At 68.1% G+C, this 12,630-nt stretch carries 9 protein-coding genes; 6 read left to right on the top strand and 3 right to left on the bottom strand.

Translation table 11 applies throughout. The features are described 5' to 3' along the window. Positions 1-113 precede the first annotated feature (113 nt). Positions 114-3,029: a glycoside hydrolase family 48 protein gene (locus ABZT02_RS28360; protein ID WP_356022162.1), complete on the bottom strand. Its 2,916-nt coding sequence runs from the start codon at positions 3,027-3,029 to the stop codon at positions 114-116. A gap of 408 nt (positions 3,030-3,437) precedes the next feature. On the opposite strand from ABZT02_RS28360, the gene ABZT02_RS28355 reads away from it, so the two are divergent. Both ABZT02_RS28355 and ABZT02_RS28350 read left to right on the top strand, forming a co-directional pair. Further along, positions 3,438-4,847, top strand: a complete 1,410-nt coding sequence (locus ABZT02_RS28355) for a cellulase family glycosylhydrolase (RefSeq protein ID WP_356022159.1) — start codon at positions 3,438-3,440, stop codon at positions 4,845-4,847. A gap of 101 nt (positions 4,848-4,948) precedes the next feature. After that, on the top strand, positions 4,949-6,658 hold the full coding sequence (locus tag ABZT02_RS28350) for a glycoside hydrolase family 6 protein (RefSeq protein ID WP_356022157.1): 1,710 nt from the start codon (positions 4,949-4,951) through the stop codon (positions 6,656-6,658). Positions 6,659-6,754: 96 nt separating this feature from the next. Here the strand turns inward: ABZT02_RS28350 and ABZT02_RS28345 are convergent, their stop codons facing one another. Next, positions 6,755-7,531 (bottom strand): phytanoyl-CoA dioxygenase family protein, encoded by a 777-nt coding sequence (locus ABZT02_RS28345; RefSeq protein WP_356022155.1) that lies wholly within the window; start codon positions 7,529-7,531, stop codon positions 6,755-6,757. Positions 7,532-7,679: 148 nt separating this feature from the next. On the opposite strand from ABZT02_RS28345, the gene ABZT02_RS28340 reads away from it, so the two are divergent. Then, on the top strand, positions 7,680-8,567 hold the full coding sequence (locus tag ABZT02_RS28340) for a class I SAM-dependent methyltransferase (RefSeq protein ID WP_356022152.1): 888 nt from the start codon (positions 7,680-7,682) through the stop codon (positions 8,565-8,567). 140 nt (positions 8,568-8,707) lie between these two features. Next, a complete protein-coding gene (locus tag ABZT02_RS28335) occupies positions 8,708-9,409 on the top strand; it encodes an SDR family NAD(P)-dependent oxidoreductase (protein WP_356022150.1) in 702 nt (233 codons plus the stop codon). 99 nt (positions 9,410-9,508) lie between these two features. On the opposite strand, the gene ABZT02_RS28330 is transcribed toward ABZT02_RS28335, so the two are convergent. Beyond that, a complete protein-coding gene (locus ABZT02_RS28330) occupies positions 9,509-10,345 on the bottom strand; it encodes an aldo/keto reductase (protein WP_356022148.1) in 837 nt (278 codons plus the stop codon). Between the two features lie 298 nt (positions 10,346-10,643). Between ABZT02_RS28330 and ABZT02_RS28325 the strand changes: the two genes are divergently transcribed. Together ABZT02_RS28325 and ABZT02_RS28320 are read left to right on the top strand one after the other, a co-directional pair. After that, positions 10,644-11,822, top strand: coding sequence for a glycoside hydrolase family 88 protein (locus ABZT02_RS28325; protein WP_356022145.1), 1,179 nt, complete (start codon positions 10,644-10,646; stop codon positions 11,820-11,822). A gap of 4 nt (positions 11,823-11,826) precedes the next feature. Next, positions 11,827-12,618: a Tat pathway signal sequence domain protein gene (locus tag ABZT02_RS28320; RefSeq protein ID WP_356022143.1), complete on the top strand. Its 792-nt coding sequence runs from the start codon at positions 11,827-11,829 to the stop codon at positions 12,616-12,618. The last annotated feature ends 12 nt before the right edge of the window (positions 12,619-12,630 follow it).

The following is a 12,630-nucleotide window of genomic DNA, read 5'->3' as shown; positions in this document are numbered from 1 at the left end:
CCGAGGTAACGCCGTGTACGGGTGCGCCCCTTCAGGGGCACGAGGAACTGCGCGACCAGCCACAACGGACCCGCAGTCGAACACGGCCCTACCCGCGGAGCGCCCGGCGGGGGCTATTCGAGAAGCTCCGCGTACGACCCCATGGCCAGGGCGATGTCCGCCTGGGCCCAGAACCGGTGATACGTGAACGAGGGCACCGCGCCGCCCGCGAGATAGGCCTGGATCTTCGACCAGGCCGGGTCGTTCTTGTAGAAGGACCGGATGGACTCGAACGTCGACGACGAGTTGATCGCGTCCCCGTTCGGCATGGTCCCGGTCCAGCCGCTCGGCACGTACACCGAGTCGTCGAAGCGGTTGTAGTCCGCCCGGTTCTCCGGCACCGCGATCCCCAGGCTGTCCTGGTAGTTGTTCCACATGCCGTCCAGCAGCGACTTGGCCGTGGCAGCGGCCTGGGTGTCACCACTGCGGTCCGCGTAGTACGTCAGGGTCTTGGCGTACGCGGCGGTCACCCCGACGTCGTTGGTGTAGTCCGCGACGGTGACGTGAAGTCCGCTGTTGGCACCGGGACTCGACGCGTTCCAGGTGTCGGGCTGGCCCGACCACTGCAGCGTCGACGGGATCTGGTAGGTGCCGTCCGGGTTGATCGTGGTCTTGGACAGCGCCCACTTGACCCACTTGTCGAGGACCGCCTTGGCCTGCGCGTTCCCCGTCTGCTGGTAGTACTCGGCCACCCGCTCCATCGACCACGCCTGGAAGCCGAACCACTGGTTGGACGGCGGGTCGTGGTAGACGGGCTGCTGGTCGTAGTACATGCCGTAGAACGTCGACTTGCCGGCCGGGGGAGTCGCGTAGCGGCCCGCCCAGCTGTTCGTCGCACCGCCCGCGATGGCACCCTCGTCGGACTGCAGCCAGCGGTAGAACTCCAGCTGCCGGCCCAGCGAGGTGTTCCAGTCCGCCGCGCCCGTCGCCGACTTGGGCTTCAGGTCGGCGTAGGAGCTCAGCGCGTACGCGGCCATCGGGTTCTGGTAGCCGCCGTGCGCGTGACTGGATCCGATGCGCCAGGCCCAGCCCGCCGAGGTGTCGGTGGCGCCGCCCCAGGCGTAGTACCAGGACAGCAGGTACATCGAGGCGTCCTTGCCGGTACCGGCCGCGCAGGTGGACGGACCGACACAGTTGCCGATCTTCTTGAAGTACTTGTCGTACATGGCGTAGCGCAGATAGTCGCCCATCTTCGCGGCCTTGCCCACGGTCGCGGAGACGTCGGAGCCCTTGCCCTGCTCCTTCGCCCACTTGTCGGCCCAGTACGCGGCCTGCACCGCGCGCGCGTCGGCGTCCGGGGCGTTGGTGAACTTCCACTGCTTGGCGTACGAGGCGTCACCGGTGAAGAGGTCCAGGTAGCCGTTCTTGCCGCCGTACTTGAACTGGTCGCAGGTCGGCTGCGGCACCGTCTCCCACACCGACTCCTGCGCACCGCGCTGGAAGGTGTTGATGTACGACGGTCCGGTGTCCGTCGGCCCCGCCTCGCACTTGCCGGGCGAGTTGCCGTAGCCGTAGACGTTGTCGACGTCCTGGAGCCAGTGCATGCCGTAGATGTCGTCCGTGCCGTACGCGCTCTTCAGCTCACCGGCGATCGGGTCCGAGCCGACGGAGACCGAGGAGTCGAGCTTCGCCGGGTACTCGTTCGGGGTGTCCAGCTCGGGCGCGTAGGTGGCCGGCTTGGAGGCGTTGTAGAAGGAGTTGGTCGGCTGGTCGGCGTGCGTGGGGATCATGTACTTCTCCATGATGTCCCAGGCCCCGTTGAACTTGGACCAGTCGCCCGTCACCTTGCCGTACATGGCCTGCAGCCACAGGAGGTAGCTGTACGCCTCCGACGTGGTCTCGTGGCCCTGGTCCGGCGCCTCGACGATCAGCGTCTCGACCGAGTGGTAGGGGATGCCCTCGGGGGAGAAGTAGCCGTTCGCCGGGTTGGTGATCTTGCCGTACAGATCCAGGAAGCGGGCGTTGTACGTGCCCGTCGCCGCGATCTGGGTGACGTTCACCGAGGCCTTCGCGTGACCGGTCGCCGTCGACTCGAAGGTCGCAGCTCCCGTGCCGGAGGCGTTGCCGGTGATGGTGACCGTCTGCGCGGTGTTCCAGTTCGACGGAGTGAAGGTGAGCGAGGCCCCACCGGTCACCGAGAGACCCGCGTTGCCGCTCGTGCGGGCGGTCGTGACGGTCACGTTGGCCGAGGGCTGCGTCGACAGCTTCACGGTGTACGTGCCCGTCTTGCCCTGCTGGACGGCCAGTTGGGTGGCGGAGGCGACGACCGCGGGGCCCGAGGCGACCGTGATGCCGACCGGCGTCGACTCACCGGACGCGCCCAGGCTGTCGTAGGCCTTCGCGAGCAGGGAATGACTGCCCACGGTCAAGCTTGAGACCGAGAGCGAGTACGGCGATGTCGTGTCGGTACCGAGCAGCGTGGTGTTGTCGTAGAACTCCACCTTGCTGATGGTCGCGTTGTCCGCGGCCGCCGCTGTCGCCGCGAGCGGCACCGCGTTGCCCTGGGTGTAGACCGCGCCCGCGGCCGGGCTGGTCAGCACGGTGATCGGCGGCTGGTGGGCGCCGGTGCAACTGGTGCCGTTGACCGCGAAATCGGTCGGGGCCGCGTTGGTGCCGCTGTAGGTGAACTGCCCGCCGGTGGTGACGGCGGCGCCCGCGGCGATGTTGGCGTTGTAGGTGGCGCTCTTGACCGTGACCGCCTGGCCGGACTGGGACCACGTGCCGTTCCAGCCGTTGCTCAGCTTCTGGTTGCCCGCGTAGCTGTACGTCAGGGTCCAGCCGTTGATGGCGTCCGTGCCGCGGTTGGTGATCGTCAGATCCGCGGTGAAACCGGAGCCCCAGTCGTTGGTCTTGTAGTCGACACTGCACTGAACTGCCGCTGCCTGTGCGGGAGTTGAAGCCGCACTCAGCATCGCGAACGGCAGTGCCATGGCCGCCACGACAGCGGTCCACAATCGCCGGACGGTCCGGCGTCTCCTGGTGGGGGGCATTGCTGGTTCCTCCTTGTGCGGCTCGGAGAAGTCAAGGCTTGAACCAGTGGGAGCGCTCCCATAGTGAGGACGAGCGTTCAAGGGGTCAAGGTGCTTGAAGAGTCGAAAAGATTCGACGAACGAGGCTCCGGAAAAGTCAAGTGACCCCTCTGTTCTTTGCTGTCACTTGGCGCTACCTTCCTTGACACCAGTGGGAGCGATTCCATCAGTCGACGCGTCCGTAACGACGCGCTGATCTGCAAGGAGTCGCTCATGCGACACCCCTCGCGTTCAGTACCTTTACTCAGGTTCGCCCCGCGCAGGACGCGCCGGTCACGTCAGCCGGCCCGTTTTTCTGCTGGGGGTCCGGGGGTTATCCCCCGGGGGAAAGCAGCAGCCGTTGCCGGCGCGGTCGCCCTCGTCGGGTCCGTGACGGCGCCGGTGGTCACGGCGTCCGGCGCCACCCCCGCCTGCTCGGTGGAGTACTCCGTCACCAGTCAGTGGGGCAGCGGTTTCCAGGGCTCCGTGAAAGTCACCAACAACATGGCCGCGGTGAGCAGTTGGAGTCTCACCTTCGACTTCGCCGGCGGTCAGAAGCTCACCCAGGGCTGGAACGCGAAATGGTCCCAGTCCGGCACGACGGTCACCGCTGCCAACGAGAGCTACAACGGCTCGCTCGGCAGCGGAGCGAGCGTCAGTGCCGGATTCATCGCGTCCTCGTCCGGGAGCAACGCCGTACCCGCGTCGTTCAAGCTCAACGGCACGGCCTGCAACACGGACGCCGAGCCGTCCCCCACTCCGGATCCGCCGGATCCTGAGGACACGGCTCCCCCCGTCCTGCGGGTCTCCGGCAACAAGCTCGTGGACGCGGGCGGCGCCACCCGTCGGCTGCTCGGCGTGAACCGGTCCGGCGGCGAGTTCATGTGCGTCCAGGGCCGCGGTGTCTTCGACGGCCCGGTCGACGACGCCTCCGTCAAGGCGATCGCCGACTGGAAGGCGAACACGGTCCGCATTCCCCTCAACGAGGAGTGCTGGCTGGGCCTGTCCAACATCAACCCGGCCTACGCCGGGGCGAACTACATCAACGCCGTCAAGGACCTGGTCGCCAAGGTCAAGGCCCACGGCATGACACCCGTGGTCGAACTGCACTGGACCTACGGCCAGTACACCGGCAACTCCGCCGGCTGCTCCGACGTGCACGCGAGCTGCCAGAAGCCGATGCCCGACATGCGGTACACGCCCTCCTTCTGGGCCTCGGTGGCCAACACCTTCAAGAACGACCGCACTGTCGTCTTCGACCTGTTCAACGAGCCCTACCCGGACCGCGCCACTTCCACGACCACCCAGGCGTGGCAGTGCTGGCGGGACGGCGGCACCTGCCCGGGCATCGGGTACGAGGTCGCCGGCATGCAGGACCTCGTCGACAGCGTCCGGGGCACCGGAGCGACCAACCTGATCCTCGCCGGGGGGATCGCCTACTCCAACGACCTCAGCCAGTGGCTGACGTACAAGCCGACCGACCCGGCGGGCAATTTCGCCGCCGCCTGGCACGTGTACAACTTCAACACCTGCTCCAACGAGAGCTGCTGGAACTCCACGCTCGCTCCGGTGGCCGCCCAAGTTCCCCTCGTGGCAGGGGAGATCGGCGAGAACACCTGCGCGCACGGCTTCATCGACCAGGTCATGAAGTGGTTCGACGACCGAGGCCTGTCGTATCTCGGCTGGACCTGGAACACCTGGGACTGCTCCTCCGGACCGTCCCTGATCAGCAGCTACGACGGCACCCCCACAGCGTTCGGCACCGGGCTGCGTGACCATCTGCGTGCCCTGAACGGATAGCACCCGCTCAACGGACCCACCCGCTCAACGGACAGCACCCGCTGAACAAACAGCACCCGCTCAAGGGACAACTCCCTCGAACGAGAAGGAAACCCGCACTCATGAGTCGTACGAGAACAGCGCTCCTCGCTGCCCTGGCGCTCGTCGCCGGGGCCTCCGGGACCGCGCTAGCCGTGACCCCCGGGGACGCAGGCATCGCCGCCGTCCCCTGCACCGTGGACTACAAGGTGCAGAACCAGTGGGACACCGGCTTCACCGCCGCCGTCACGATCACCAACAACAGTGCCGCCAAGTCGAGTTGGTCACTGAAGTGGTCGTACGCCGGAAACCAGAAGGTCACCAGCGGCTGGAACGCCAAGATCAGCCAGAGCGGAACGGCCGTCACCGCCGCCAACGAGAGCTACAACGGCACGCTCGCCACCGGCGGTTCGGCCAGCTTCGGCTTCCAGGGCACCTACAGCGGCACCAACGCGATCCCCGCCACCTTCACCCTCGACGGGGTGACCTGCAACGTCGACGGCGGCACCGGTCCGACGGACCCGCCGGACCCCGGGGGCGGCACCAAGGTCGACAACCCGTACACCGGCGCCAAGGTGTACGTGAACCCCGAGTGGTCCGCGAAGGCCGCCGCCGAGCCGGGCGGCAGCCGGATCTCCAACCAGCCCACCGGCGTGTGGCTCGACCGGATCGCCGCGATCAACGGCGTCAACGGCGGCATGGGGCTGCGCGCCCACCTCGACAAGGCCCTGGAGCAGAAGGGCAGCGGCGAACTCGTCGTCCAGCTGGTCATCTACAACCTGCCCGGCCGCGACTGTGCGGCGCTCGCCTCCAACGGCGAACTCGGTCCCACGGAGATCGACAAGTACAAGACGCAGTACATCGACCCGATCGCGGCGATCCTCGCCGACCCGAAGTACGCCTCGCTGCGGATCGTCAACACGATCGAGATCGACTCGCTGCCGAACCTTGTCACCAACGTCTCGCCGCGGGCCACCGCCACCGCCAACTGCGACACCATGAAGGCCAACGGCAACTACATCAAGGGCGTCGGCTACGCGCTCAACAAGCTCGGTGACGCCCCCAACGTCTACAACTACGTGGACGCCGGCCACCACGGCTGGATCGGCTGGGACGACAACTTCTCGGCGACCGTCCAGACCATCAAGCAGGCCGCGACCGCCGAGGGCGCCACCGTCAACGACGTCCAGGGCTTCATCACCAACACCGCCAACTACAGCGCGCTCAAGGAGCAGTACTTCACCATCAACGACTCCGTGGGCGGCAAGTCCGTGCGCGAGTCGAAGTGGGTCGACTGGAACCGGTACACCGACGAACTCTCCTTCGCCCAGGCCTTCCGCCAGGAGGCGGTGAACCAGGGCTTCGCCTCGGGCGTCGGCATGCTGATCGACACCTCCCGCAACGGCTGGGGCGGCACCGCCCGGCCCACCGGCCCCGGTGCCACGACGGACGTGGACACCTACGTCAACGGCGGCCGGATCGACCGGCGTATCCATGTCGGCAACTGGTGCAACCAGTCGGGGGCCGGTCTCGGTGAGCGTCCGAAGGCCAGTCCGGCCGCCGGGATCGACGCCTACGTGTGGATCAAGCCTCCGGGTGAGTCCGACGGGTCCAGCTCCGCGATCGCGAACGACGAGGGCAAGGGCTTCGACCGGATGTGCGACCCGACGTACACGGGCAACCCGCGGAACAACAACAACATGTCCGGTGCGCTGCCGAACGCTCCGCTGTCGGGGCACTGGTTCTCGGCGCAGTTCCAGGAGCTCATGAAGAACGCGTACCCCGCGCTCTAACCGGGCCGGGTGCGGTGGGGCTGCGGGTACCGGTCCGTCGTGGCCGGTCGCGCAGTTCCCCGCGCCCCTGAAAGCATCACGTCGGCCGGGGCCCGGTCAGTTCTCTTTGGCCAGGCCCCGGCGGATTGCGAACTCCACCGCCGAATAGTCGCCGTCGGGGCGGTCCAACTCGTACGGCTGCGCCGGGAGCAGTGGCGGCTGTGCCATGAAGCGGGGGTTCGTGCCGTGGTGGGGCTGGGCCGCGTGGACCAGAAAGGGGTGGCAGAGGTAGACGTCCCCGGGGCTGCCGGTGGCGTGGGCGAGCGGGCGGTGTGCCGAGGCCTTGTCCACCTCAGGGCCCAACTCCATGAATGACGCGCCCTGTTCGCCGTGCGGCTCCAGGACCGGGGGTACGTCGAGATGGGAGCCCACTCTGATGCGGGTCGGGGCGTCGGTCTCGGTGACCTCACTGAACAGGAACAGCATCAGCAGGGCGCGGTCCCGGGAGCGCAGGTTGGTGTGGTACATCCCGGCCGGCGCGTCCTCGGGAAGGTAACTCCCCTCGATGTGCCAGCCCGCGTCGTCGGGTTCCTCCGCGTGCGGAAACCGCAACGGGAAACTGCCCAGTGAGTAGCGGGGCTGCCAGCGGTTCTCACCCACCAGCAGGTCGAACGCCTCGTGCAGCACCGGCGAGTTGGCGGCCGCCGCGAACGGGCCCTGTGCCATCCCGGCCACCCACACCACCGGGTCCTTCCAGGAGGCCCGGTCCTCGGGATCGTAGGCCGTCTCCCGCCACAGCAGCGACGCGCAGTGCTGGGCGACGCGGGGCGGGAAGGCGCCCTCGATCCTCACGAATCCGTCTTCGAGGAAGCGCTCCACCAGTTCGTCGTCCATGGGGTCATCGTGGGGGACCGGCGGGGGCGGGCGCATCCCATTTTCTTTGCGTCCGCTTTGCCGTGCTTTTTGCTGTCGTGGCAACATCGCTGGCTTGTTCGCGGTGCGTCGGCGCACGCTGGCCGCGTCCCGAGGAGAGGCTGGCACCATGGCGCACGATCACGACACCCACGGTCACCACCACCACGACCACACCGACATCGACTGGTCCGAGATGGCCCACCACCTGGAGACCCAGGCGGAACTGTTCACGCCCCTGTACGAACGTGCCCTGGCCTGGCTCGGGCACAAGCAGACCGAGCCGGGGCTGATCGTCGACGCGGGCAGTGGGCCCGGGGTGCTGTCCTGTCTGCTCGCCGAGGCGTTTCCGGGGGCCCGGGTGGTCGCCGTCGACGGGGCCGAGGCCCTGCTGGAGCGGGCGCAGGCCCGGGCCGAGCGGCTCGGTGTCGCCGATCGCTTCGGAACCCTCGCCGGTGAACTGCCCGGAATCCTCGATGACTTGGACTACCCGGTGGATCTGCTCTGGGCCAGCCGGAGCCTGCACCACCTGGGCGACCAGCGGGCCGGGATCGCCGCGTTCGCCTCGCGGCTGGCGCGGGGTGGCACGCTGGCGTTGATGGAGGGTGGGCTGCCCGCGCGTTTCCTGCCCCGGGACATCGGGATCGGACGGCCGGGGCTCCAGGCCCGGCTCGACGCGCTGGAGGAGCAGTGGTTCGCCCAGATGCGCTCGGACCTGCCCGACTCCGTCTCCGAGGCCGAGGACTGGCCCGCGCTGATGGCCTCCGCGGGGCTGCGGCACACCGGTACGCGGAGTTTCCTGCTGGATCTTCCGGCACCGACGACAGACCGGGCCCGTGCGTACATCGCCGCGTCACTGGGGCGGCTGCGGGACGTGTTCGCGGACCAACTGGACTCCGGCGACTGCGAAACGCTCGACCGGCTCCTCGACCCCGAGGACGCGGCGAGCGTGCACCGGCGGCCGGATGTGTTCGTGCTGGCCGCGCACACCGTGCACACCGCTGTGCGGACGGGCTGACATGCGCCTCTGCATGGACCGCGTGATGCCGTCTCCCTCAAACCGACTACCGCCGGACCTGCCGCACTTGACTTGGAGAACGCTCCAACTGATGTACTCCCTGCCGTCCACGAGATGACAGAAGAACACAGGGGGAAGCCATGTCCGACTCACCGGTCGCGCTCATCACCGGCGGCGGCAGTGGTATCGGCGCCGCGGTCGCGCGGCAGCTGCTCGACGCGGGGCACCGGGTGGCCGTCACGGGGCGTGGTGAGCCGCGGCTGCGGGCCTTCGCCGAGGAACTCGGCAACCCGGAGGGCCTGCTGACGTTCGTCGGCAACGCGGCCGAGTACGGCGACATCCAGGCCGCCGTCGACGGCACGCTCAAGGAGTTCGGCCGGCTGGACACGGTCGTGGCCAACGCGGGCTTCGCCACCCATGACACCGTGGCCGCGGGGGACCCCGCCGGCTGGACCGAGATGGTGCTGACCAACGTGCTCGGCCCCGCCCTCCTCATCCGCGCCTCCATCGACGCGCTCAAGGAGACCCGCGGCCGGATCGTGCTGGTCGGCAGTGTCGCCGGGTTCATCCACGGGCCCGGCAACCTCTACGGAGCGACGAAGTGGGCCGTGACCGGGCTCGCCGAGAACGCCCGCCGCGAGGTGACCGAGTTCGGCGTCGGCGTCACCCTGATCGCGCCCGGCCGGGTGGAGACGCCGTTCTGGGACAGCAACGGCAGCCTGCCGCCCGGTCACCTCCTCACCGCCGACCAGATCGCCGCCTCGGTCGTGTGGGCCGTACGGCAGCCGGAGGGCGTCGACATCAACACCGTGGTCGTACGGCCGATCGGACAGCCCGTCTGACGCGCGGGGCCCTGCACGGGCCGGCTGACGCCGGACACGCGACGGCCGGCGGTGGGCTCCCTGTGACAGGGGCCCACCGCCGGCCGAACCGCTGTGCCGTCAGGCGGCGTTGAACGTCGACGGGTCCGGGCCCAGGCGCCGGTCCTCGTTGAGCGCGCTGATCGCCGCCAGGTCCTCGGTGTCCAGGCTGAAGTCGAAGACCTCGATGTTCTCCTTGATCCGGGACGGGGTCACGGACTTGGGGATCACGACATTGCCGAGCTGCAGGTGCCAGCGCAGCACGACCTGGGCCGGGGTGCGCTCGTGCTTCCGGGCGATGGCCACGACGGCCGGGACCTCCAGCAGGCCCTTGCCCGAGCCGAGCGGCGACCAGGCCTCGGTGGCGATGCCCTGCTCCGCGTGGTACTCGCGGGCCGCGTGCTGCTGGAGGTGCGGGTGCAGCTCGATCTGGTCGACGGCCGGGATCACGGACGTCTCGGCGATCAGGCGCTCCAGGTGGTCGGGCTCGAAGTTGGACACACCGACGGCCCGGATCCGGCCGTCCGCGTGCAGCTTCTCGAACGCCTTGTAGCTGTCGACGTACAGGTCGCGGGAGGGCGTGGGCCAGTGGATCAGGTACAGGTCCACGTAGTCCAGGCCGAGCTTCTCCAGCGAGGTGTCGAAGGCGCGCAGGGTGGAGTCGTAGCCCTGGTCGCTGTTCCAGAGCTTGGTGGTGACGAAGATGTCCTCACGGGCCACTCCGGAGGCGGCGATGGCCTTTCCGGTGCCCTTTTCATTGCCGTAGATCGCCGCTGTGTCGATGCTGCGGTACCCGGCCTCGAGTGCCGTGGCGACGGCGCGCTCGGCCTCGTCGTCCGGCACCTGCCAGACGCCGAAACCCAGCTGGGGCATCTCCACGCCGTTGTTGAGGATGATCGGGGGGACCTTGCTGCTCACGAGCTCTTGATCCTTACGGTTGTCGTCGGGTGGCACTCCTATGTTCAACGATCACAAGCCGTGATGCATTCCTGACCGGGGAATCCGTCCGAACTGACCCGCCGGTCAGTGGGCGATGGCTGAAATTGGCCGGAAATGCATCCGACCTCTTCGGTACAGACCATTGACCGCCGACGGTCCTGCCGCGACTCTGGATCGCGCAAACGGGCGGAATCCTGAACTCAGTTCATGGATATGAATTCGCCCTGACTTTCATCCGATGTTTCCCGTGTCTCCTGGCTCACGGAGAGGGAGGAACATGAGACGCCGTCGTCTCCGCACGGCTCTGACGACCCTTGCGCTCGCCGCCGCGACCCTGGTCACCGTGCCGGCCGCCGCACCCCCGCCCGCCGGCTCCCCGATCGGACCGTCCCCGGACCGGGACTGGTCCGTGGCGATGGTCGAGTCGACCATGGCCCGCTACACATCGAGCAGCATCGGTGGCTGGTCCTACCCGGTCGGCCTCTACCTCTACGGCCAGTACCTCGCGTACGAGCGCACCCATGACACCCGCTACCTGACCTATATCAAGGACTACGTCGACCGCTTCGTGAAGAGCGACGGCTCGATCGGCCAGTCCTTCAACAGCCTGGACAGCATGCAGGCCGGCCGGCTCCTGGTGATCCTGCACCACGAGACCGGCCAGGACCGCTACCGCAAGGCGGCGAAGAAGATCGTCGACCGCCTGGCCGGCTATCCGCGCACGAGTGACGGCGGCTTCTGGCACGCCGACACCGCGAGCCGCGCCCACCAGCTCTGGGCGGACGGCGTCTACATGGTGAACCCGTTCCTCGTCGAGTACGGAGAGGAGTTCGGCGACAGCTCGTACACCGATGACGAGGCCGCGAAACAGCTCGCCGTCTACGGAAGTCACCTCCAGGTCGCGAACGGACTGCTCAAGCACGCCTACGACGAGTCGAAGACCGCCGGCTGGGCCGACCCGCAGACCGGGCTCGCCCCCGAGCACTGGTGCCGTGCGGTCGGCTGGTACTCCATGGCGATCGTCAACGTCCTGGACGGCATTCCGCAGCACCACCCGCGCCGGGCCCAGCTGCTCTCTGTCTTCCGCAAGTTGGCGGCCGGCCTGGAGAAGTACCAGGACCCGGCGACCGGCCGCTGGTTCCAGGTGATCGACAAGGGCGCCCGCGGCGACAACTGGACCGAGACGTCCTGCTCCAGCATGTTCACCTACGCCCTCTCGCGCGGCGCCCAGCAGGGATACCTGGACCAGCATTTCAAGGCCGTCGCACACCGCGGCTACCAGGGCGTGCTCGCCCGGCTCTCGGTCGGCTCCGACGGGCGCACGAACCTCGCCGACATCTCCATCGGCACCAACGTCGGCGACTACGCGTACTACATCGCTCGCGACCGGGCCACCAACGACTTCCACGGCCTGGGCGCCTTCCTGATCATGAACGAACAACTGCGAGGTGATTAGTGTCATGAACACATCCAGAAGGGTGTTGCTGGGCGCCGCGCTCGGCGGTGCCACGGCGGCCGCGGTCGGTCTGTCGACGGCGACCGCCGCCCACGCCGCCTCCTGGCAGCAGAAGTGGGCCCCCTCCGCGAGCGCAGACGGCCTCGGCGCCTTCGAGACGATCGAGGACGACCGCGCCGACTCGCACACCGCCGGACAGCCGCACATCTACACCACCGGCAACAACTGGCGATTCGACATGCACACCGTCGACCGCGACACCTCGACCGACCGCCAGCGCCAGGAGGTCACCGGGCTGCGCAACGGCAGCGGCAGCAACTACCTGAAGTGGACGAAGGGCCAGACCTGGCGGGTCACCTACTCGATGTACATCCCGAGCTCCCTGAAGGCGACCACCACCTTCACCCACATCATGCAGATGAAGCAGCCCGGCAGCGGCACCTCGCCGATCGTCGTGCAGTCCCTGCGCCGGGTGAACGGCAAGCAGACGATCGAGCTGAAGCTCGCCATCGACGACATCCTCGTCGGCCGCACCGACCTGGACCCGCTGCACGACAAGTGGACCGACGTCGACTTCCAGATCAAGGTCGGCGACGGCTCGGCGGGTTCGGTCCGCTGGATCCTCAAGTCCGCCGGCTCGACCGTCATCGACGCGTCGAAGACCGGCGTCGACACCTTCCTGGCCGACCGGGTCCGCCCGAAGTGGGGCATCTACCGCTCCCTCGGCGACACCTCCGGCTCCCTCCAGAACACCTACCTGCTGCTCAGCAACCTCCGCGGCTACCAACTGGTCTGAGGAGCCGTCACC

This window comes from Streptomyces sp. NPDC005402, from assembly GCF_040606575.1.
Classification (GTDB): Bacteria; Actinomycetota; Actinomycetes; order Streptomycetales; family Streptomycetaceae; genus Streptomyces.
This window is presented reverse-complemented; position numbering and strand designations above follow the sequence as displayed.

Excerpts from the sequence above, each read along its gene's own strand:
- ABZT02_RS28360 (WP_356022162.1), bottom strand. The coding sequence starts at position 3,029 with ATGCCCCCCACCAGGAGACGCCGGACCGTCCGGCGATTGTGGACCGCT.
- ABZT02_RS28350 (WP_356022157.1), top strand. The coding sequence starts at position 4,949 with ATGAGTCGTACGAGAACAGCGCTCCTCGCTGCCCTGGCGCTCGTCGCC.
- ABZT02_RS28345 (WP_356022155.1), bottom strand. The coding sequence starts at position 7,531 with ATGGACGACGAACTGGTGGAGCGCTTCCTCGAAGACGGATTCGTGAGG.
- ABZT02_RS28340 (WP_356022152.1), top strand. The coding sequence starts at position 7,680 with ATGGCGCACGATCACGACACCCACGGTCACCACCACCACGACCACACC.
- ABZT02_RS28335 (WP_356022150.1), top strand. The coding sequence starts at position 8,708 with ATGTCCGACTCACCGGTCGCGCTCATCACCGGCGGCGGCAGTGGTATC.
- ABZT02_RS28325 (WP_356022145.1), top strand. The coding sequence starts at position 10,644 with ATGAGACGCCGTCGTCTCCGCACGGCTCTGACGACCCTTGCGCTCGCC.
- ABZT02_RS28320 (WP_356022143.1), top strand. The coding sequence starts at position 11,827 with ATGAACACATCCAGAAGGGTGTTGCTGGGCGCCGCGCTCGGCGGTGCC.